Below are 20,740 nucleotides of genomic sequence, written 5' to 3'. Positions count from 1 at the left end.
GCACAGACCGCGGACGTCTCGTGCCGGACTACAGCGCGACTGTGCCCTCGATCACGGTCGCGGTGTCGCCACCGACCCAGATGTTCTCCCCGTCGTCGTGGACGTGGACGCGACCGGCGCGACCGATTGCCGCACCCTGGGCGGCGACATAACTCTCCGGCGCCTGCCCGGTTGATCGGAGCCAGGTCGCGATCCCCGCGTTGAGGCTGCCGGTGACCGGGTCCTCGGGAACGCCGATGCCCGGGACGAAGGCGCGGACCTCGGCGAAGACGTCGCCCGACGAGTAGAGACCGAGCAGGCCGACCTCGTGGTGGCCGAGGGCGGGGATGTCGGGGCGGACCTCGAGCACCCGCTCCCCCGATCCCAGCTGGATCACCATCCACTCGGGACCGTTGTCGACCCATTCCGCCGCGAGCACCTCCCCGGGATCGACACCGAGCGCCGCCACGACCTCGTCGACGGTGTCGGAATCGACCGGCCCCGACCGGCGCAGCGGCGGCGCCGCGAAGGCCAGCCGTGGGCCCGATCGGCGGATACGGACGAGTCCGACGCCGCATTCCTGCACGATGTCCTCACCCTTCGGCCGTCCACCCGAGGTCAGCCACGCATGCGCGGACCCCAGCGTCGGGTGGCCGGCGAACGGCAGCTCCCCGCCCGGCGTGAAGATCCGCAGTTTGTAGTCGGCGGCCGGATCGGTCGGCGGCAGCACGAAGGTGGTCTCCGAGAGGTTGGTCCAACGCGCGAAGGCCGCCATCCGGTCCTCCGCGATGGGAGCACCGGGACCACCGCCATCGACGACCACCGCCACGGGATTGCCCTCGGTGCCGGTGGACGAGAACACATCGACCTGAGCGAAACGACGAGTCATGTCGCCATCGTCTCATCGGGGTTCACGCACCGGCCACGGGATTTCCGGCGAAGTGGACCGGCCAGTAGGGTCCCGCGCCGGTTAAGGTCGATTGAGCGACGCGAACGGACGGAACGATCGATGCCCCCCGGGACCACTACACAGGACACAGCTGGCCGTCGAGGTGGCCGACTACCTGCGCACGCGCATCATGACCGGTGTCCTGCGGCCGGGCGACTTCGTCCGGCTCGACGAGACCGCATCGGTACTCGGGTGCAGCGTCACCCCGGTCCGCGAGGCGCTCGCGACCCTCCGCGGCGAGGGACTCGTCAAGCAGTCCCTGCACCGCGGCTTCATCGTCGAGACGCTCACCCGTGGCGACATCGTCGACACCTTCTGGATGCAGGCCGAACTCTCCGCACGCCTCGCGAGTCATGCCGCCCAGAACCCGCATCTGGACGAACATCTTGGCGAACTGGCTGCGCTCGTCGACGACCTCGAGACTGCCGTCGACTCCGGGCGAGCCGACCAGGTGCTGTCCGCGGAGTTCGCCTTCCACCGCAAGGTGCACCTGATGGCCGAGAGCAAGAAACTCGCCTGGTTCCAGTACTCGGCCAGCAAATACAATCCGCTGCAGCTGTATTCGAGCGACACGGAGTGGGGCCTGTCCGCCGCGGCCAGCCACCGGCGACTCATCGAACTGCTGCGCGAGGGCGACACCGCCGGCATCAAGGCCGAGATCGTCTCCGCCTTCGAGGACGCACGCGACCGCCTGATCGCACAGCTGGAATCCATCGGTTTCTGGGACGACGGTCGTTCGCCGGCAACAGGAGCCCAGTCGGTCAGCTCCGCCTGACGCGCGCTATCGCGCTTCATCGCGCCTTACCCGACTCAGGCGGGTAGCGTTGCGGATCGTGTTGGGATTGCCAGAAGTGATCACTGTCGCGCTCTTCGATCTCGACGGGGTCCTCACCGAAACCGCGGTACTCCACCGCAAGGCTTGGAAGAAGACGTTCGACGCCTTCCTCGCCGATCGCGCGGGCGGCGTGGACGCGCCCGGCTTCGTGGAGTTCACCGACCAGGACTACCTCGACTATGTCGACGGGCGTCCCCGCGAGGACGGGGTACGGGCCTTCCTGGCGTCGCGCGGGATCACCGACGTCGACCCCGCGACCGTGGCCGCGATCGGGAACGGCAAGAACGACATGTTCCTCGTCAGCCTCGCCGAAGACGGAGGTCATGCCTACCCCGGTTCGGTGCGGTACCTCAACGCGGCACGCGATGCCGGTCTGCGCATCGCGGTCGTGACGTCGTCGAAGAATGGAGGACCAGTGCTCGAAGCTGCCGACCTGTCGGGATTCGTCGAGGTCCGCGTCGACGGTCTCGAGATCGCCGCGCGTGGCCTCAACGGCAAACCCGCTCCCGACTCCTATCTCCTGGGAGCCGAACTGATGGGCGTCGAACCCGCTGCGGCCGCGGTCTTCGAGGACGCCATCTCCGGCGTACGGGCCGGTAGCGCAGGCAAATTCGGCTACGTCGTGGGCATAGATCGTGTCGGCGGGGGTCAGGCCGAGGCGATGCGCGCCGCCGGCGCCGACATCGTCGTCAACGATCTCGACGAATTGCTGCCCGCATGAGCGCGGACAAGGCACACGGGTTCGAGATCCACCCGTGGCAGCTGAAGTGGAGCGGCGGAGTCGACCTCGACATGCTCGGCCGCACCGAAACGTTGTTCGCGTTGTCCAACGGGCACATCGGTTTACGCGGCACCTTCGAGGAGGGTGAACCGGTCGATCATCCGGGTACCTACCTCAACGGCTTCTACGAGTTGCGCGGTCTCCCCTACGCGGAGAGCGGTTACGGCTACCCGGAATCGGGCCAAACGGTCGTGAACGTGACCGACGGCAAAATCATCCGCCTGCTCGTCGAGGACGAGCCGATGGACCTCCGGTACGGCCGTACCGAAGAACACGAACGGACACTCGACTTCCGCACCGGCACACTGCGTCGCCACACCCTCTGGACGTCCCCGACCGGGCGCACCGTGCGCATCAAGTCCGAACGTCTCGTCTCGTTCACCAAGCGCACCATCGCGGCCATCCGCTACGAGGTGGAACCCGTCGACGAGGACATGAAACTCGTCCTGCAGTCCGACCTCCTGGCCAACGAGCCGGTCCCGGCCCCCGGGAACGACCCGCGTCTCGCCGCCGCACTCGACGCCCCGCTGGTGTCGGACCTCGCGACCTGCCGCAACTACTGGGGCATGCTGGTCCACCACACCAAGCAGTCCGGTCTGCACATCGCCGCCGGCATGGATCACGAGATCTACTTCCCGGACAAGGCCGACACCTTCATCCGCGCCGACGGCGACCTCGCCCGCCTCACCATCGCGGCGAACGTGCCGAAGGGCAAGAGCCTGACCCTCACCAAGTACATGGGTTACGGCTGGTCGGCCCGACGCTCGGTCCCGGCGCTGCGCGCACAGGTCGACGCGGCGCTGGCGATGGCGATGGAGACCGGCTGGGACTCGCTCAAGGCCGATCAGGTCCGCTACCTCGAGGACTTCTGGCGCGACGCCGACATCGAGCTCGACGGCGATCCCGAACTCCAGCAGGCGGTTCGGTTCGCCCTGTTCCACGTCCTGCAGGCCGGCGCCCGCGGGCAGTCCCGCGCGATCCCGGCCAAGGGACTCACCGGTCCCGGTTACGACGGCCACACCTTCTGGGACACCGAGAGTTTCATCCTGCCGATGCTCACCTACACGGTGCCCGCCGCGGCCGGCGAGGAGCTCCGCTGGCGTCACGCCACCATGGACAAGGCGAAGGCCCGCGCCGCCGAACTCGGCCAGCGCGGTGCGATGTTCCCGTGGCGGTCGATCAACGGCGACGAGTGTTCGGGTTACTGGCCCGCGGGCACGGCCGGTGTGCACGTGTCCGCCGACATCGCCAACGCCACCGCCCGCTACCTGCGCGCCACCGACGACGAACAGTTCGAAACCGAGTGCGGCGTCGAACTTCTCGTGGAGACCGCCCGGTTGTTCGCCGGCCTCGGACACCACGACGTCAACGGCAAGTTCCGGATCGACGGCGTGACCGGGCCGGACGAATACACGGCGGTGGTCAACAACAACGTCTTCACCAACCTCGCAGCGCAGCAGAACCTACGCGACGCGGTGGCGGCGGTCCACCGCCGCCCCGACCTCGCCGAACAGTTCGGGGTGACGACAGCCGAAGCAGCACACTGGGAATCGTGCGCGGACGACATGTCGATCCCCTATGACGAGGCACTCGGGGTGCATCAGCAGTGCGAGTCCTTCACGCTCCTCGGCGCTTGGGATTTCGAGTCCTCAGTCGGTCGCTACCCGTTGCTCTTGAACTATCCGTATTACGACCTCTACCGCAAACAGGTCGTCAAGCAGGCCGACCTGGTCTATGCGACCTACTTGTTCGGCGATTCGTTCACCGCCGAACAGAAGCTCCGCAACTTCGACTACTACTACCCGATCACCGTGCGCGACTCGTCGCTGTCGGCGTGCTGTGAGGCGGTCACCGCGGCCGAGGTCGGCTACCTCGACCTCGCCTACGACCTGTTGGCCGAGTCGGTGTTCACCGATCTTCACGACCTGCACAACAACGTCAACAGCGGCCTGCACATCGCCGCGCTCGCCGGCGCGTGGACCGACTGTGTCGCCGGTTTCGGCGGCATGCGTGACTTCGGCGGGCAGATCACCTTCGCACCGCGGTTGCCGAGCCGGTTGACGTACATGTCGTTCCGCATGATCGTGCGGGAGTCGAAGTTCGTGGTCGCGGTGGACAAGGAACACGCCACCTACCGTTTGCTGTCCGGACCGCCGATCGACCTCTCGCACCACGGCGAGAAGTTCACCCTCACGTCGGCACCGGTGAGCATGAAGATCCCCGACCTCGAGTATCGGGAACCGCCCAAAGCGCCTCCCGGTTGCGAGCCCTACCGCCGCGAGATCTGAGCAGACCTCGACACCTCGTCGTCACCCTTCTTGACCTTCACACTGTGACAGGGTCTGTAGTGGGTGCGAGGAGGTGTTGACGATGACCCAGACGATCACGGCCGCACTGTACGCACCCGACCCGTCGACGCGTCTGCGTGCGGCGCTGGCGGCGGGCACCCAGCCGGACCCGCTTCTGACCGGCGATCTGATCGCGCGCTGCGGCGTCGAAGAAGACTTCTTCGTCCGGGACATGCTGACATGGGCGCTGACCAGGCTTCCTGCGGAGGTGACGGTGCCGCGGCTCGTCGGCGAGCTGGTCTCGGACCTGCCGCAGGCCCGCAGCCAGGCGCTGCACACGCTGTCGAAGGTCGGCGACCGGTCCGCGTGGCCGGCCGTCACCACAGATCTGCTGCACGACGCCGATCCCGAGGTCGCCCGGACCGCATGGCGCGCCGCAGTGGCCCTCGTCCCGTCGGGCGAGGAGCCGGCACTCGCGGGCGAACTGGCCCGGGAACTCGGGCGAGGCCCGATCGAAATGCAGCGCAGCCTGAGTCGGGCGCTGGCCGCCCTGGGTGAGGCGTCCCTCGAGGCACTCACCACGGCTCGTCGCCATCGAGAGCCCAGGGTCCGTGCGCATGCCGAGGCCACCGCGCGACTCCTCGACGACCCGGACAGCGACTTCGCCGCTGCGCTCGAGCATGCCACGCGGATGACGAAAATCGGCGCGTCCGTGGAGGATTCGAGTCCGCCGTGCTGATCGGCGAGGTGGCGCGGCGTTCGGGTGTCAGCACCCGGATGCTGCGTCACTACGACGCGCTCGGCCTCGTCCGGCCGACCGGCCGCACGACGGGCGGTTACCGCGAGTACTCCGACGCCGACATCGAACGTCTGCTGCACGTGGAAAGCCTGCGGTCGCTGGGGTTGTCGCTGCGCGACGTCGGCCGCGCCCTCGACGATCCGTCCTTTGCGCCGGACGCGTTGATGGAGAAGCTGATCCAGGACACCAGGGATCGGATGGCCGCCGACGCCCGGTTGCTGAATCGACTGCAACAGATCCGGGTGACCGGCGCCGACGACTGGCCGGCCGTGCTCGACGTGGTCGGCCTGCTCCGTGCGGTGCACTCCGAACACCCCGCCCACCGCCAGCGCGCGGCGCTGCGAGCAGGCGAGGCCGGACTGTCCGCCGAGGCGCTGACCGACGCCCTGCTCGCCGAATCCGACGAGAACGTCGCCGGCGCGCTCCGCTGGGCGCTGGCGCAGACTCCGGGAGCGCTCGACCAGCTCGCCGCCCGGCTGACCGATGGCGACGCGACGGTGCGGCGACGCGTGACCACCGCACTCACCGCGATCGACGACGCTCGGGCCACCGCGGTGCTCGAGGCGTCGTTGACCGACCCCGACCCCGGGGTCCGGCGAACGGTCGCCCTCACCCTCGGCCGTCGCGGCGTCGACACCGCGGTGGACGTCCTCGTCGAACTCGTCGCCGCCGGGGACCGCGATGTCGAGGCCGCCGAGATCCTGGCGACGCAGGACGACAACGGCGGGATCGTCGCCCGGCTCGTGGACCGCCTCGGCACCGATCCGGACCCGTCGGTACGGCTGCGCCTGGTCCAGGCACTGGCGGAGATCACCGGCGATGCGGCGTCGAGGACCCTGACCGAGCTGGCCGACGATGCCGACGAGACGGTCGCCCGTACCGCGCGGGCGATCGGGCCGTTCCGATCCCGGTGAGCGGGGCCGACCCGCGATTGGCTGTCGGCGGCTGCCGGTCGGTACTCTGTGGAGCACTATGGCACCCGATCTGACCAGCCCTGATCTGTCCGGCCCGGCCGAGGACGGCACCTCGTACGGCGCGGGGCGGCCGTACTACCTCACCACCGCGATCGCGTATCCCAACGGCGCACCGCACATCGGGCACGCCTACGAGTACATCTCCGCCGATGCTCTCGCACGGTTCAAGCGACTCGACGGATTCGACGTCCGGTTCCTGACCGGCACGGACGTCCACGGGCAGAAGATGCAGCAGACCGCGCAGGCCGAGGGCATCCCCACCGCCGAGCTCGCCAACCGGAACTCCGACCGCTTCCAGTCGTTGCAGGAACGCCTGGGCTCGAGCTTCGACCGTTTCATCCGTACCTCCGACGAGGACCACAAGAGGGCGTCGGAGGAACTGTGGAAGCGGATGAGCGACCGCGGTGACATCTACCTCGACAAGTACTCCGGCTGGTACGACGTGCGCGACGAGACCTTCTACGCCGAGGCCGACACCGAGATCAACGACGCCGGCGAGCGCGTCGCCTCCGACACCGGACACGTGGTGACCTGGACCGAGGAGGAGACCTACTTCTTCCGGCTCTCGGCCTACCAGGACAAGCTCCTCGAGCTGTACGAGGCGCAGCCCGACTTCATCGGTCCCGACGTCCGCCGCAACGAGGTCATCAGCTTCGTCAAGGGCGGGCTGACCGACCTGTCGGTGTCGCGCACGACGTTCGACTGGGGTGTCCCGGTCCCCGACCATCCCGAGCACGTCATGTACGTGTGGGTGGACGCGCTGACCAACTACCTCACCGGTGTCGGCTTCCCCGACGACGCGGTGACCTTCGAGCGTTTCTGGCCCGCCGACCTGCACATCATCGGCAAGGACATCATCCGGTTCCACTGCGTGTACTGGCCGGCGTTCCTGATGAGCGCGGGCGTCGAACTGCCCAAGCGGGTGTTCGCGCACGGCTTCCTGTTCAACAAGGGTGAGAAGATGTCCAAGTCGGTCGGCAACGTCGTCGACCCGGAGAACCTCATCGACGAGTTCGGCCTCGACCCGGTGCGCTACTTCTTCCTGCGCGAGGTGTCCTACGGCCAGGACGGCTCGTACTCCGCCGAGGCGATCGTGTCGCGCATCAACGCCGACCTGTCCAACGAGTTCGGCAACCTCGCCCAGCGCACCCTGTCGATGATCGGCAAGTACTTCGACGGCGTGGTCCCAGCGGTCGCCGATCTGACCGACACCGACAAGGCCCTGCTGGACCGGGCCGACTCGCTGCTCGGCACCGTCCGCGAGCACTTCGACAACCAGGCCATCCACCTCGGGCTCGAGGCACTGTGGTCGACGCTGGCAGAGACCAACCGGTACATCTCCGCGCAGGAGCCGTGGAAGCTCGCGAAGACCGACCTCGACCGCACCGGCACCGTGCTCTACGTGTGCGCCGAGGTCGTGCGCATCGTCGCGGTGCTGAGTCAGCCGGTGATGCCGGAGTCGTCCAACAAGATCCTCGACCTGCTCGCGGTCGGCGACGACCGTCAGTTCAGCGCCGTCGCCACCCGCCTGGCGGCGGGAACCGCGCTGCCGAAGCCGTCACCCGTGTTCCCGCGTTACGAGAACTGACCGACCTCGCCACACATGGCCGCGTCCGCGCTCGATGCACTCCGGGCCCTCCACGCCGAGACCGTCAACCGGGGACTCCCGCCGCCCGCGGCGCTGATCGGCGACTGGCTCGGCGCCGACGCGGTGATCGCGCCGAGCGTCGAGATCGTCGCGGGCTGCACCCCGCCCGACGACCCGGACCGCTTCTGGTTCGGGCACATCGGCTTCCCGGTGCGCGCCGACGAGTCGGCGCTGCCGACGAATGCCGGCGGCCTCACCGACGGTGTTCTCGTCCTCCGCGACGGCGAGTGGTCCACACTCGGCACCGGCATACCCGACTGGGCGCACGCGGTGCTCGACGCCCCGCACCCGCAGGTCGAGCGCCCCACGACGACCGCCTGGAACCCGCCGGCACGCGAACCGCATCTGGCCGCGATCGGACACTGTCTCGACGCCATCCGCGCCGGCGAGGTGTATCAGGCGTGCGTGTGCACCCGGTTCACCGGCACGTTGTCTTCAGACCCGGTGGACTTCTTCGCCGACCTCGCCGGAGCCACGGCCCCTCCGAAAGCGGCTTTCCTGCAGGGTGTTTGGGGTGCGGTGGCAAGCCTGTCGCCGGAGACCTTCCTGCGTCGTACCGGCAACATCATCAGTTCCTCACCGATCAAGGGGACACTGCCCGCACACGCCGACCCCGACGCACTGTCCGCCTCCGCGAAAGACATCGCGGAGAACATCATGATCGTCGACCTCGTCCGCAACGACCTGGGGCGGATCGCGGTCACCGGCAGCGTCCGGGTGCCCGAACTCCTGTCGGTGGTGCCCGCGCCCGGCGTCTGGCACCTGGTCTCGCGAGTCGAGGCGATCGTGCGGCCCGGCACCGGCAACGACGCCGTGCTCGACGCGACCTTCCCGCCCGCGTCGGTCACCGGCACCCCCAAGCTGCGCGCGATGGAACTGCTCGCCGATTGGGAGCATGCCGCCCGCGGCGTCTACTGCGGGGCGATCGGCATCGCCGGACCCGACCGGGCCCTCGATCTGAACGTGGCCATCCGTACGGTCGAGATCGCGCCGGACGGCAGTCTCGGACTCGGCGTCGGCGGCGGCATCACGATCGACTCCGTCCCGGAGAGCGAGTGGCAGGAATGTCTCGACAAGGCTTCCAGCATCGTCGCTAACATTTGACCGCATACGCTGCAGCATCCTAAATTCCGGACTTGATCGTTGATTTCGGTAACATTCCGTCCATGACTCTGTCCATCCAGGCGACAACCGACCTCACGGAGCTCGTCCGGGAGATCAATCGCGACCGCGAGGCCATCATGTCCGGCGCGACACCGCCTCCCGGATTCGCGGGTGAGGTGGTCGAGTCCTGGAGCCGCGTGCAGGCCGCGGACCATCCCTCGACGGTCGACGATCACCATCGCGGACGCATCAGCCGCGACGAGCTCGAAGCCCGCCGGGCCGCCCATCCGCTCCGCCACGCGGTGGACTCCCTCAAGCGGGTGTTCGCCCAGTCGACCGACGACCCGCTGATGGCCCTGGGCATCTTCGACGCCGACGGCGTGATGCTGTGGCGCGGCGGCTCGCCCGCGGTGTTCCCCGAGGCGAACCGCCTCGGTCTCGTGGAGGGCAGCCGGTGGGACGAGGATTCCGCCGCGACCACCGCCGTGGGTTTGGCGATCCGCAACCGCCGACCCAGCCGTCTCTTCGGCCCGGAGCACTACAGCCGATCGCTGCACGGGTTGTACTGCACCGCGACACCGGTTCACGACCCGCGCACCGGCGAGATGATCGCGGTCGCCGGGCTCGCCGGCCCGGCGATGCAGATGCAGCCGGCGGTCTCGGCGTTCACGGCCGCCCTGGCCACGCTGGGCGAGCACGAGGTGACGCTCGCCCATCAGCGCGCACTCGCCGACCTCCGCTACCACGGCGCGGCCCAGCTGGCCGGCCTGCACGGGCCCGGACTCCTCATCGACGACGACGGCTGGGTCGCCGAAGGTCGTGGGTGCACGCCACCGGTCCGGGTGGCCGCGCCGACCGAGGACATGCGTCAGTTCGTACCCGGACTCGGGATGTGCGTCGTCGAACGACTCGGGACGGGCTGGCTGGTGCGTCCGGCGGGCCCCTCGGGCCCGGTCATCGCCGAACTCGACCTCGACGGAGAGCCGACGATCACGGTCTCCGGCGACGACGACCCGTGGCGCACGGTCCTCACCCGTCGCCACGCGCAGATCCTGCTGCTGCTGGCCGATGCGGGCGACCAGGGACTGACCTCACAACAGTTGAGCCAGTTGCTCTTCGGCGACCAGAATCACACCGTCAGCGTGCGCGCCGAGCTGTCGCGACTGCGCCGCGTCGTGGGTGCGCTCGTCTCGAGCCGGCCCTACCGGCTGGCGCCGCGCGTCGAGCTGCGGGTCAGCTCGGATCAGCTCGACGCCTATCGAGAACCGACTGGTAGACGTCGCGCCGCGAGGCACCCGAGCCCTGCGTGACCTCTGCGCAGGCGTCTTTGAGCCGCATCCCGCCGGCCACCAGTTCCTCGGCGCGGTCGGCCAGTTCCTCGACGTCGGGTTCGGTGGGCACCGCGCCGGCGATCACCACCGTGATCTCGCCCCTGACGCCGCCCGCCGCCCAGTCGGCCAGTTCGGCCAGACCGCCGCGGCGGACCTCCTCGTAGGTCTTCGTCATCTCCCGGCACACCGCGGCGCGCCGGTCGGGTCCGAGGATCTCGGCCGCCGCGGCCAGGGTGTCGGCCAGCCGGTGCGGCGACTCGAAGAAGACGGCCGTGCGCGGCTGGGTGACGAGTTCCCGCAGCCAGTCCGCGCGGGCCCCCGGCTTGCGTGGCGCGAATCCCTCGAAGCAGAACCGCTCCGACGGCAACGCCGACACCGCGAGTGCCGTCGTCACCGCCGACGGGCCGGGCAGTGCCGTCACGGGCAGGCCGGCCTCGGCGCAGGCCACCACGATCCGGTAACCGGGGTCGCTGACCGACGGCATCCCCGCGTCGGTGACGAGCAGGACCGTCTCGCCACCGGCGATCGCTTCGACGAGTCCGGGTGTCCGGGCCGCCTCCACCTGGTCGTAGTAGCTGACGACGCGTCCGCCGATCTCGACGCCGAGCGCGGTGGCCAGCGCACGGGTGCGGCGGGTGTCCTCGGCGGCGACGATGTCGGCCGTCTGCAGGGCCGACCGCAACCTGGGCGAGGCGTCGCCGACCTGCCCCATGGGTGTGGCGGCCAGCACCAGCCGGCCCGTCGTCCCGGTGTCGGGTGCGGGGTCGTCGGTGGAGTGCGTGTCGGGCTCGGCGGCATTCATCGTCAGCCAGCTTACGAGGGCCCACTAGGATCGAGCGGGTGACCATCACCGCCGCGCGTGACACCTCTGTGCCCGCCGGTGTCCCGGTCCCCGCCGCGGTCCCGCCGCCCCGCCTCGGACCGGAGGTCCCGGCCCCGCTGTTCGGTGCGCCGGATCGCGGTCGCGGCCTGGTGGTCGGCGTCGTCATCACGCTCGTCGCCGTCCTGACCCGGTTCTGGAATCTGAGTCACCCCACGGACAAGGGCACCCCGGTCTTCGACGAGAAGCACTACGTGCCGCAGGGCTGGCAGGTGCTCACCGGCGGCAACTGGATCGAGGACAACCCGGCGTACGGGCTCGTGGTGCATCCACCGATCGGCAAGTGGATGCTCGCAGCATCAGAAGCCGTGTTCGGATACGGCCCGCTCGGCTGGCGGGTCGCGCCGGCGATCTCCGGCGTCCTCATCGTCGTCCTCGTCTACTGCGTCGTGCGCCGGCTGACCCGGTCCACACTCGTCGGTGCGATCGCCGGGATCTTCGCGATCTGCGACGGCGTGTTGTTCGTGCAGTCCCGGATGGGGATGCTCGACATCTTCCAGGCCCTGTTCATCGTCGCCGCCTTCGCCGCGCTCGTCGCCGACCGCGACCAGGTCCGCGAACGGATGTATCGCGTCTACCTCGAGGGCCGGGTGGGCGACAGTCCGTTCGGACCGCGCCTCGGTTTCCGCTGGTACCGCTTCACCGCCGGCGTCATGCTCGGTCTCACCTGCGGGACCAAGTGGTCCGGCGTCTACTACGTCCTCTTCTTCATGGCGCTCGCGATCGGTTTCGACGTCGCGGCCCGCCGCGCGTATCACGTGCAGCGCCCGTGGGTCGGCACGCTCGTCCGCGACGTCGTGCCCGCCGGTGCGAGCCTCGCGGTGATGCCGGTGGCCATCTACTTCCTGACCTACATCCCGTGGTTCAACAGCGAGACCGCCGTCTACCGCTACTCCGAGGGCAACTCCATCGGTACCGGCGGCACCTTCTCCTGGGTGCCCGGGGCGTGGCGTTCGCTCTGGTACTACGAGTCCGGCATCCTCGAGTTCCATTCCGGGCTGACCAACTCGGCAGGCAACCAGCATCCGTGGGAGTCCAAGCCCTGGACCTGGCCGATGAGCCTGCGCCCCATGCTCTACGCCCTCGAGAACGGGCCCGACCAGTGCGGCACGGGTGAGTGCGTCCGTGCGCAGATGCTGATCGGTTCGCCCGCGCTGTGGTGGCTCGCACTGCCCATGCTGCTGTGGGGTCTGTGGTCGTGGATCGTCCGCCGCGACTGGCGTTACGCCGCGGTCGTCGTCGGCTACTGTGCCGGCATCCTGCCGTGGTTCGTGTCCCTCGACCGGCAGATGTACTTCTTCTACGCGACGGCGCTGGCCCCGTTCCTCGTGATGGGTCTCGCGCTCTGTTGCGGTGACCTGCTGCGCGCGACGGCGACCACGGCCCGCGCGCGGCCGGAACGCCGGGTGCTGTCGATCATCGTGGTCGCCGTCTACGTGGCGCTGGTCGTCACCAACTTCGTGTGGCTGTGGCCGATTCTCACCGCGTCCCCGATCTCACCGGGACTGTGGCGGCAGCAGATCTGGCTGCCCAGCTGGGGCTGAGTACTGCCGCCACAGTGCATCGGCCGTGCCGTCAGGCCGGGGAACCGTCCTTCTTGGCGGCCGGGACCGTCCCGTCGCCGTTGAGTCCGGCCTGCTCGACGATCTCGGGTTCGATGATCTCGAGATGCCGCACGGCGTCGGCGTGGATGGAGTCGAGTTCTCCGGTGGCGATCGCCTCGGCTTGTTCTCGGACATGCTCGTCGACGCGTGCGGACAACACGGTGCGGGACACGATGAGCGGATCGTGCCGGAGGTCCGAGTACAGCGACAGGCACATGCCGATCATCACCAGGACGAACGGCAGGGCTGCGATGATGGCCATCGTCTTGATGCCGTCGAGGGCGTCATCCCCGCTGATCGCCAGGAGCAGTGCGGCCACCACGCCGGTGAGCACACCCCAGAACACCGTGATCAGGCGTGAGGGTTCCTCCGCGCCGCGCTGTGACAGCGTCCCCATCACCAGCGAGGCGGAATCGGCGCCCGAGACGAAGAAGATCGCCACCAGGATCATCACCAGCGCCGACGCGACGCCGGCCCACGGCAGGTTCGCCAGCACGTCGAACAGGGTGTCCTCGCTGGCGTCGTTGGCCGCGTCGAAGTCGAGCACCCCGGTCATCTGTTCCCGGATCGCGGTACCGCCGAACACGCAGAACCAGACCAGCGACACCGTCGTCGGGACCACCATGACGCCGATCACGAACTCGCGGATGGTCCGCCCGCGACTGATCTTGGCCAGGAACAGGCCGACGAACGGGGTCCACGAGACCCACCACGCCCAGTAGAAGATGGTCCAGTCGGAAAGCCACTGCTGGCCTGCCTCGGACGCCACGGTCGCATCCGAACGGGCCGCGAAGGTCGTCAGGTCGGTGAAGTAGGCACCGAGTGTGGTCGGCAGCAGGTTGAGGATGAAGATCGTCGGGCCGACGACGAAGACGAAGGCCGCGAGCACGACCGCGAGCACCATGTTGATGTTCGAGAGCCACTGGATGCCGCGGGCGATGCCCGAGACCGCGGAGGCGACGAATGCGGCGGTGAGGATCGCGATGATCCCGACCAGGAGGAGCTTCGTGGGTTCATGAACCCAACCGATCTTGTCCAGGCCCGAACCGATCTGCAGTGCACCGAGACCCAGCGACGCGACCGTGCCGAACAGCGTCGCGAAGATCGCGAGGATGTCGATGACCTTGCCGGCCGGACCGTTGGACACCTTCGGACCGAACAGTCGCTCGAACACCGAGCTGATCAGCTGCGTGCGCCCCAGCCGGAATGTGCTGTACGCCAGGGCCAGTCCGACGACCGCGTACATCGCCCAAGGGTGGAATCCCCAGTGGAACATCGTGGTGGCCATCGCGGCGCGCACGTCCTCGGCGCCGATCTCCGGTGGCGGACTGACGAAGTGGAAGAGCGGTTCGTAGGCACCGAAGAACATCAGGCCGATACCCATTCCGGCGCTGAACATCATCGCGATCCAGCTGATGGTACGGAACTGCGGCGTCTCGTCGTCGCGGCCGAGAGGGATGCGCCCGTACTTGGACACCGCGAGGAACACCGCGAAGATGACGAAACCGGTCGCGGAGAGGATGAACAACCACCCGAGGTTGGTGGTGATCCACCCCAGGACGTCGGCACTCGTCGAGTTGAGGCCGTCCTTGTCGGCGAGACCCCAGGCGACGAAGGCGATGACGATGAGGGCAGTGACCGAGAAGACCACGGGATCCAACCGTGGTCGTGCGGGCCGACTCCCCCCACCACGTCCGTGCGAGGAGTCCCGCGCACGGCCAGACGGCACGTTCTGTTCACTTGTCATGAGTCCACCAAAGCAACGTCGGTGCTGCCATTTCAAGTCGCGCGCAGCGCCCGCTCCACCAGAGCGACGATCGTTTTGTCGTCAAGACCCAGGTCACGGGCGGTCTCGACGTAGGTCGTCGCCGCCGCGAACCCGGCATCGTGGGCGTCGTGCCGGCCGGCCCTGATGAACGAGCCCGAGCGTCCGCGGGTCTCGATCACCCCGGCCGCCTCGAGTTCGCGGTAGGTCTTCGCCACGGTGTTGGGGGCGAGGTCGAGATGCGCGGCGAGTGCCCGGACGGTCGGCAGGCGTTCACCGGTGAGCAGCGTGCCGTCGGCGATCAGTTCGATGATGCGGAGCCGCACCTGCTCGAAGGGTGGCCGGTCCGAAGCCGGGTCCACCGTCAGATTGTCCAGCAGCGATGAGCTCATGGCCGGTCCTCACAACAGATCCCGCGCCAGCGGACACGACATGCACCGGGGCCCACCACGACCCGAGCCGAGTTCACGACCCTCGATCTCGATGACCTCGATACCCGAATCACGCAGGCGTCGATTGGTTTCCACGTTCCGGTTGTAGGACACGACGACACCCGGGGACAGGGCGAGGGTGTTGTTGCCGTCGTCCCACTGCTCGCGCTCGGCGGTCACCGGGTCGAGGCCGGTGTCGATCACCCTGAGCTTGCCGATACCCATCGCCTCGGCGGCCGCTTCGACGAAAGGCCGCTCCCCCGTGACGTGTACGGCGTCGGTGGCCGGGTCGTGGGCGAGGGTGAACGCCGACATGTGGTCGCGGATGTTGGGATACATCACCACCGCATCGGTGTCGACCATGGTGCAGACGGTGTCGAGGTGCATGAACGCCCGCGCCTGTTCGATGGGCACCGCGAGCACGGTGTGCGCGAGATGATCGTCGAAGAGGCTGCGCGCCAGCGCTTCCGCACCGGCCGGCGTGGTGCGCTCCCCGACCCCGACGGCGACGACACCCGGGGCGAGGAGCAGCACGTCTCCGCCCTCGACCGGCGCGACCTGCGACTCGTAGGCGCGTCGGGCACCGGTGAAACGAGGGTGATGCGCGTAGATGAGGTCGGTCAGCGATGTCTCGCGTGCCCGCGCGGGAAGTGCCAGGGAGGTGATCGCGAACCGCGAACCGATCCAGAACGAGCTGTCGCGGGTGAACAGCAGGTTCGGCAGCGGTTCGATGGCGAACTCGGGGCCGTGATGCATCCGGCGGACCAGCGACGAACGCTCCGCCGACGGCGTGATCGGGAGCTCGTCGAAGGTCATCCCGGCGGTCAGGACGTGTGACAGCTCCGCGGGCGCGAGTCCGCGCAGGTGCCTCGCGAGATCCTCGGCGAGATGCGTCCCCAGACGGCGTGCGCTGACGGCGGCCGCGATGCCCTGGATGCGGGCGGCCCCGCTGTGCGCGATCGTCTCGGTGAGCAGGTCGCCGAGCAGATAGACGTCGACGCCGCGATCCCGCAGCACCGCGGCGAACGCGTCGTGTTCCTCCTGCGCACGGTCGACCCAGGGCAGCCCGTCGAACAGCAGTTGATCGTTGTTGCGCGGCGTCAGGCGCCGCAGCTCGTCACCGGGACGGTGCAGCATCACCGCACGCAGCGTGCCGACCTCGGAATCGGCCCCCAGGGCGTAGTCCCACCCGGTCGCGGCACTCCCGTTCGCAGCGTCCTGCTGCCCGTCACGCGTCATCGCTCAACCGTAATTCGTTCCGTCACGATCGGCCGCCTCATCGTGGGTGAACGTCGGACCCTGACCGACGATCGCCGGCGCGGTCTCGCGGGCGAACAGCCACGTGACCAGAGCGATCGACGCGACCACGCCGGTCAGCACGAACGCGGGGCCGAAGCCGACACGGTCGGCCACGAACCCGACGATCACCGGCCCGGTCACCGCGCCGAGGTCGGAGGACATGCCGAACGCCGCGAGTGCCGACCCACCCTGCTGGCGGTTGCCCAGAACATCGGCCAGCGCGGCCTGATGGGTGGGGGCGAACAGCCCGGACCCGACGCCGGCGAGCACCGACAGCGCCAGCGCGACGGGCACGTTCGGCGAGAACCCGAGTGCGATGGTGGCGACGACGGTGATCGTCAGCCCCGGCAGCATGATCGGCCGACGACCGAACCGGTCGGAGAGCCTACCCGCGACGAGGATCGCGAGGACGTTGCCGGCCGCGTAGACCGCCAGCACGATCCCGGCCATCCCCGCCCCCGCACCGAGCCCCTCGGTGATGAACAGCGGGACGACCGCGACGCGCACGCCCATCGATGCCCAGCCCTGCGTGAAGTTCGACGCGAGGATGGCCCGATAGGCGCTGTCGCGCAGGGCGGTCCGGAAACCGATGAGGCCGGCCGTCGGGCCCTCGGCCTGATCGGGGGCGATCACCTCGCGCAGCTGCGTGGCCACGACCGCCGATGCAACCAGCAGCGCGACGGCGTACACGACGAACGGCACGCGCAGGCCGAAACCCACCAGGGCGGCACCGATCAACGGTCCGGTGATGCTGCCGATCAGGAACCCCGCGGAGAACAGGCCCGACACCCGACCCCGAATGTCGCTGGGCGACATCCGGATCAACAGTGCCATCGCCGAGATGCTGAACATCGTCGACCCGATGCCGCCCAGACCGCGGAAGACCAGGAGCTGCCAATACGACTGTGCGAAGGCACAAGCCAGGGTGCTGGCCGCGACGATGAGGAGCCCGGTGAGGTAGATGCGTCGTTCGCCGAACATCGTCACGAGACGTCCGCCCGTCGGGGCGAACAGCAGGCGCATGATCGCGAAGGCGGACACCACCGCGGTGGCCGCGGTGAACGAGACGTTGAACGCGCGAGCGAAACTCGGCAGGGCGGGCGCGATGAAGCCGTAACCGAGTGCGATGACGACGTTGGCCGACAGCAGCACCCAGATGCCGCGAGGGATCTGCCTCATGGCAGCTCGGGCAGATCGTCGAGAGCCTTCGCGGTGAGTTCGCGTCCGAGATCGATCATCTCGGTGGCCTTGTGGAAGTCGAGGGTGCGCACCGCACGGCGCGGCACGCGGATCAGGACGTCCGGCGGATAGCCGGCGACCTGATAGCGGGTCAGGGCCTCCTGCATGATGTCGAGCGACCGGCTGAGCACCTCGACGCGACCCATCCGCTGAGGCTCGTCGGCGGTGTCCGGGGACACCGCGGCGGTATCGACCACGACCGCGCCCTCCTCGTCGGGGACGGCAGCCGGCGCGACCTCGTCCGCGCCGTCGGTCGCGACCTCGGTATCCGCGAGGTCGCCGGTCTCCGAACCGAAGCGGTCACGCACCGAGCGCACGAACTCGTTGTCGAGGATGGGCGCGACGTTGCGTCGGAGCAGGCCCTTCGCCTTGGGCTGCCGGCTGGCACCCGTCTCGGGCCCGCCGTCGGAGCCGAGGATCACGCCGATCGTGACGTCGCTGGGGACGCCCGAGGTCGGCGCGACGGGCAGCGGGTCGAGGATGCCGCCGTCGGCGAGCAGTCGCCCCTTGTGTTCGTGCGGGCTGATCACGCCCGGGATCGCGATCGAGGCACGGAGCGCGTCGGCGAGGTTGCCGCGCTGGAACCACACCGCACGACCGGCGGACAGGTCGGTGGCGATGGCCGTGAACGGGATCGGCAGATCCTCGATCACGGTGTCGCCGAGGATCTCCCGCACGCGGGTGAGGATGCGTTCGGCACCGATGACGCCGGGTTTGGTGAGGGAGACGTCGAGGAGCCGCACGACGTCGAGCTGGGACAGGCCCGAGGTCCAGTCGACGTAGTCGTCGAGCTTGCCCGCGCAGTACAGTCCCCCGACCAGCGCACCCATCGATGATCCGGCGACGGTGACGATCTCGAATCCACGTGCCTCGAGCTCGGCGATCACGCCGATGTGCGCGTACCCGCGAGCGCCGCCACTTCCCAGAGCCAGCGCCACGCGCGACGGTCGAGCCATGCCGCAACCCTACCGCCGCAGGTTCGCCCGCCGAGATCGCGGGAGGTGATCACTCGGTCATGAGGCGGCGGGGGCCGGGACCGAGTTTGTTCAGTTCGTCTCCCGGGTTGAGCAGGTGACATTCGCCGAGCGACAGGCATCCACACCCGACGCAGGAACCGATCATGTCGCGCATGCTCTCGAGCAGGGAGATGCGGTGGTTGATGTCGTCCATCCAGCGTTTCGACGCCGCCTCCCACATCGACTTCGACGGGGATTCGTGGTCACCGAGTTCGGCGAGCACCTCGCCGATCACCGACAGCGGGATGCCGGCGACCTGCGAGGCCCGGATGAACGCGACCCGGCGCAGCATCGCCCGGTGGTAGCGTCGCTGGTTGCCGGCGGTCCGCCGGCTGAAGATCAGCCCCTGCTCCTCGTAGAACCGGACCGCCGACGGTGCGATACCCGCCCGCTGCGCGAGCTCCCCGACCGAGAGCTCGAGTCTCTTCAGCGTCATGCGTCGATGGTAGGCACCGCCCCGGTCAGTTGCGCACCACCATGACCGGACATTCGGCGTTGTGCATGACTTTCTGGCTGGTCGAGCCGAGCATCAGTCCGCGGAATCCGCCGCGTCCGCGGCTGCCCACGACGACGAGCTGGGCGTCGGTCCCGGCCGCGTCGAGCAGCGCCTTCGCCGGTTCCTCGGGCAACACGCGTCGCTCCACCCGGACGTCCGGGTAGTCCTGCGCGTACCCGGCCAGTCGCTCGGCGAGCACCTCGACCGCGTCCTGGGTCATCCGCTCGACCTCTTCGGGGCCGATCCCGTACCCGTGCAGGGCGTCGGCGTCGAGCGGGGTCCAGGTGTGGACCGCGACCAGCGGGGCGTTGCGCAGCGACGCCTGCCGGAACGCCTCGGCCACGGCCACATCGCTGATCGGCGAGCCGTCCACGCCGACCACCACCGGACCGGTGTCGGAGCCCTCCGCGGCGACGACGGCCACGCGGCCGTGCGCGTGGGCTGCGACGTTGATGCTCACCGAGCCGAGGAACAGGCCCTTCACGCTGCCCAGCCGCCGGGTGCCGACCACGATCATCGCGGCGTCCTTGCCCAGCTCGAGGAGTACGCGCGCCGCGTCCCCGTCGACGATCGACGTCGTGACACTGACGTTCGGCGCTGCCGTCTTGGCGACGTCGTTCGCAGCATGCACGGCGTCCGATGCGTCCTGCCGGATGGCGTCGACGACATCCTGCGGGATGATCAGGCCGGGCGCGTAGTCGCTGGTGCTCGCGTCGTAGGCGCCGACGATCTTGAGATCGAGACCTTCCGCCGCCGCAGCCTTGGCCGCCCATCGCACCGCGCCGGTGGCCGCCTCCGAACCGTCCACGCCAACGAGTATCGCGTTCATGTCGGTGATCTCCTCTGGGCTCATCTCGTCTCGTCACGACCCCCTCGTGGAAGCCGAGTCCTCGACCTCCATCCTGCTCCGGAGAACTGCCGGCATCAATGAGCACTAAGTCCTTCCGACCGGCGTGTCGGGGCCGTGTAGCGTGGTGTTCACCATGACCTCCCCGACTCCGCAGAACTCCAACGACTTTCGCGCAATCGTGATCCACGTCGCCATCACCGTCGTGTTGGGACTGGGCCTCCTCCTCATCGGACTCGCCGCGTCGGAGTCGGTGCAGAACGTGCTCGTCATCGCCTCACCCGTGGTGGTGATGATCGGTGCGATCGCGATGCTGGTTCGTGCCTACCGGGTCTGGAAATCCGGTGGACGCTGGCAGATGTGGCAGGGCGGGGCATGGTTCCTGCTGGTGTTCTTCATCGTGATGCTGTTCAATTCGGCACCCGTGCTGTTCGAGTCGAACACCGAATAGCGCCTCCGGCGGCCGGTAGAATTC

19 protein-coding genes are annotated in these 20,740 nt (G+C 68.7%); 10 read left to right on the top strand and 9 right to left on the bottom strand.

What is annotated here, in order from left to right; translation table 11 throughout:
• Positions 1–28 precede the first annotated feature (28 nt).
• Positions 29–868: a PhzF family phenazine biosynthesis protein gene (locus GKZ92_RS07090; protein WP_035750354.1), complete on the bottom strand. Its 840-nt coding sequence runs from the start codon at positions 866–868 to the stop codon at positions 29–31.
• A gap of 163 nt (positions 869–1,031) precedes the next feature.
• On the opposite strand from GKZ92_RS07090, the gene GKZ92_RS07085 reads away from it, so the two are divergent.
• The 8 genes from GKZ92_RS07085 (at position 1,032) to GKZ92_RS07050 (ending at position 10,667) form a co-directional block, all read left to right on the top strand.
• Entirely contained in the window at positions 1,032–1,703 is a 672-nt protein-coding gene (locus GKZ92_RS07085; protein WP_262338886.1) for a GntR family transcriptional regulator, read from the top strand.
• 58 nt (positions 1,704–1,761) lie between these two features.
• Positions 1,762–2,484 (top strand): HAD family hydrolase, encoded by a 723-nt coding sequence (locus GKZ92_RS07080; RefSeq protein WP_035750865.1) that lies wholly within the window; start codon positions 1,762–1,764, stop codon positions 2,482–2,484.
• Positions 2,481–4,832 carry a glycoside hydrolase family 65 protein gene (locus GKZ92_RS07075; protein WP_035750352.1) on the top strand — a complete coding sequence of 784 codons (2,352 nt, stop codon included), beginning with the start codon at positions 2,481–2,483 and terminating at the stop codon, positions 4,830–4,832. Before GKZ92_RS07080 ends, GKZ92_RS07075 begins: the two co-directional genes overlap by 4 nt.
• A gap of 82 nt (positions 4,833–4,914) precedes the next feature.
• The gene (locus GKZ92_RS07070; protein WP_035750348.1) at positions 4,915–5,571 is read left to right on the top strand and encodes a HEAT repeat domain-containing protein; all 657 of its coding nucleotides are present in this window, start codon (positions 4,915–4,917) and stop codon (positions 5,569–5,571) included.
• The gene (locus GKZ92_RS07065) at positions 5,565–6,545 is read left to right on the top strand and encodes a HEAT repeat domain-containing protein (RefSeq protein WP_035750346.1); all 981 of its coding nucleotides are present in this window, start codon (positions 5,565–5,567) and stop codon (positions 6,543–6,545) included. The genes GKZ92_RS07070 and GKZ92_RS07065 overlap by 7 nt, the downstream gene beginning before the upstream one ends.
• A gap of 58 nt (positions 6,546–6,603) precedes the next feature.
• Positions 6,604–8,193, top strand: coding sequence for a methionine--tRNA ligase (gene metG, locus GKZ92_RS07060; protein WP_035750344.1), 1,590 nt, complete (start codon positions 6,604–6,606; stop codon positions 8,191–8,193).
• A 15-nt stretch (positions 8,194–8,208) separates the two neighbouring features.
• Complete coding sequence (locus GKZ92_RS07055) at positions 8,209–9,357, top strand: aminodeoxychorismate synthase component I (RefSeq protein WP_035750342.1); 1,149 nt, start codon at positions 8,209–8,211, stop codon at positions 9,355–9,357.
• 62 nt (positions 9,358–9,419) lie between these two features.
• Positions 9,420–10,667 (top strand): helix-turn-helix domain-containing protein, encoded by a 1,248-nt coding sequence (locus GKZ92_RS07050; protein WP_006357854.1) that lies wholly within the window; start codon positions 9,420–9,422, stop codon positions 10,665–10,667.
• Here GKZ92_RS07050 and rsmI read toward each other — a convergent pair.
• The gene (gene rsmI / locus GKZ92_RS07045; protein WP_006357853.1) at positions 10,591–11,490 is read right to left on the bottom strand and encodes a 16S rRNA (cytidine(1402)-2'-O)-methyltransferase; all 900 of its coding nucleotides are present in this window, start codon (positions 11,488–11,490) and stop codon (positions 10,591–10,593) included. The two genes, GKZ92_RS07050 and rsmI, sit on opposite strands and share 77 nt — an antisense overlap.
• 38 nt (positions 11,491–11,528) lie before the next feature.
• On the opposite strand from rsmI, the gene GKZ92_RS07040 reads away from it, so the two are divergent.
• Positions 11,529–13,112, top strand: coding sequence for a dolichyl-phosphate-mannose--protein mannosyltransferase (locus tag GKZ92_RS07040; protein ID WP_006357852.1), 1,584 nt, complete (start codon positions 11,529–11,531; stop codon positions 13,110–13,112).
• A 31-nt stretch (positions 13,113–13,143) separates the two neighbouring features.
• Here GKZ92_RS07040 and GKZ92_RS07035 read toward each other — a convergent pair whose 3' ends face one another.
• From GKZ92_RS07035 to GKZ92_RS07005, 7 genes are read right to left on the bottom strand one after another with little or no spacing between them, the layout of a single operon-like run.
• Entirely contained in the window at positions 13,144–14,919 is a 1,776-nt protein-coding gene (locus GKZ92_RS07035) for a BCCT family transporter (protein WP_230461917.1), read from the bottom strand.
• Between the two features lie 32 nt (positions 14,920–14,951).
• Positions 14,952–15,329: a GntR family transcriptional regulator gene (locus GKZ92_RS07030; protein ID WP_006357849.1), complete on the bottom strand. Its 378-nt coding sequence runs from the start codon at positions 15,327–15,329 to the stop codon at positions 14,952–14,954.
• A gap of 9 nt (positions 15,330–15,338) precedes the next feature.
• Entirely contained in the window at positions 15,339–16,607 is a 1,269-nt protein-coding gene (locus tag GKZ92_RS07025; RefSeq protein ID WP_006357848.1) for an arginine deiminase, read from the bottom strand.
• 3 nt (positions 16,608–16,610) lie between these two features.
• On the bottom strand, positions 16,611–17,846 hold the full coding sequence (locus GKZ92_RS07020) for an MFS transporter (protein WP_035750334.1): 1,236 nt from the start codon (positions 17,844–17,846) through the stop codon (positions 16,611–16,613).
• Positions 17,843–18,862: a patatin-like phospholipase family protein gene (locus tag GKZ92_RS07015; RefSeq protein WP_035750331.1), complete on the bottom strand. Its 1,020-nt coding sequence runs from the start codon at positions 18,860–18,862 to the stop codon at positions 17,843–17,845. Before GKZ92_RS07015 ends, GKZ92_RS07020 begins: the two co-directional genes overlap by 4 nt.
• Before the next feature lie 49 nt (positions 18,863–18,911).
• Complete coding sequence (gene soxR / locus GKZ92_RS07010; RefSeq protein WP_006357845.1) at positions 18,912–19,358, bottom strand: redox-sensitive transcriptional activator SoxR; 447 nt, start codon at positions 19,356–19,358, stop codon at positions 18,912–18,914.
• 25 nt (positions 19,359–19,383) lie between these two features.
• On the bottom strand, positions 19,384–20,247 hold the full coding sequence (locus GKZ92_RS07005; RefSeq protein ID WP_035750863.1) for a universal stress protein: 864 nt from the start codon (positions 20,245–20,247) through the stop codon (positions 19,384–19,386).
• 154 nt (positions 20,248–20,401) lie between these two features.
• Between GKZ92_RS07005 and GKZ92_RS07000 the strand changes: the two genes are divergently transcribed.
• Positions 20,402–20,716, top strand: coding sequence for a hypothetical protein (locus GKZ92_RS07000; RefSeq protein ID WP_006357843.1), 315 nt, complete (start codon positions 20,402–20,404; stop codon positions 20,714–20,716).
• Positions 20,717–20,740 lie beyond the last annotated feature (24 nt).

The sequence above is a fragment of the Gordonia sp. 135 genome, assembly GCF_009720185.1.
GTDB classification, from domain to species: domain Bacteria; phylum Actinomycetota; class Actinomycetes; order Mycobacteriales; family Mycobacteriaceae; genus Gordonia; species Gordonia alkanivorans.
This window is presented reverse-complemented; position numbering and strand designations above follow the sequence as displayed.

Bases quoted from the DNA above. Each gene is read 5' to 3' on its own strand.
- GKZ92_RS07090 (WP_035750354.1), bottom strand. From the start codon at position 868: ATGACTCGTCGTTTCGCTCAGGTCGATGTGTTCTCGTCCACCGGCACC.
- GKZ92_RS07075 (WP_035750352.1), top strand. From the start codon at position 2,481: ATGAGCGCGGACAAGGCACACGGGTTCGAGATCCACCCGTGGCAGCTG.
- GKZ92_RS07070 (WP_035750348.1), top strand. From the start codon at position 4,915: ATGACCCAGACGATCACGGCCGCACTGTACGCACCCGACCCGTCGACG.
- metG (WP_035750344.1), top strand. From the start codon at position 6,604: ATGGCACCCGATCTGACCAGCCCTGATCTGTCCGGCCCGGCCGAGGAC.
- GKZ92_RS07055 (WP_035750342.1), top strand. From the start codon at position 8,209: ATGGCCGCGTCCGCGCTCGATGCACTCCGGGCCCTCCACGCCGAGACC.
- GKZ92_RS07050 (WP_006357854.1), top strand. From the start codon at position 9,420: ATGACTCTGTCCATCCAGGCGACAACCGACCTCACGGAGCTCGTCCGG.
- rsmI (WP_006357853.1), bottom strand. From the start codon at position 11,490: ATGAATGCCGCCGAGCCCGACACGCACTCCACCGACGACCCCGCACCC.
- GKZ92_RS07035 (WP_230461917.1), bottom strand. From the start codon at position 14,919: ATGACAAGTGAACAGAACGTGCCGTCTGGCCGTGCGCGGGACTCCTCG.
- GKZ92_RS07030 (WP_006357849.1), bottom strand. From the start codon at position 15,329: ATGAGCTCATCGCTGCTGGACAATCTGACGGTGGACCCGGCTTCGGAC.
- GKZ92_RS07025 (WP_006357848.1), bottom strand. From the start codon at position 16,607: ATGACGCGTGACGGGCAGCAGGACGCTGCGAACGGGAGTGCCGCGACC.
- GKZ92_RS07020 (WP_035750334.1), bottom strand. From the start codon at position 17,846: ATGAGGCAGATCCCTCGCGGCATCTGGGTGCTGCTGTCGGCCAACGTC.
- GKZ92_RS07015 (WP_035750331.1), bottom strand. From the start codon at position 18,862: ATGGCTCGACCGTCGCGCGTGGCGCTGGCTCTGGGAAGTGGCGGCGCT.
- soxR (WP_006357845.1), bottom strand. From the start codon at position 19,358: ATGACGCTGAAGAGACTCGAGCTCTCGGTCGGGGAGCTCGCGCAGCGG.
- GKZ92_RS07005 (WP_035750863.1), bottom strand. From the start codon at position 20,247: ATGAACGCGATACTCGTTGGCGTGGACGGTTCGGAGGCGGCCACCGGC.
- GKZ92_RS07000 (WP_006357843.1), top strand. From the start codon at position 20,402: ATGACCTCCCCGACTCCGCAGAACTCCAACGACTTTCGCGCAATCGTG.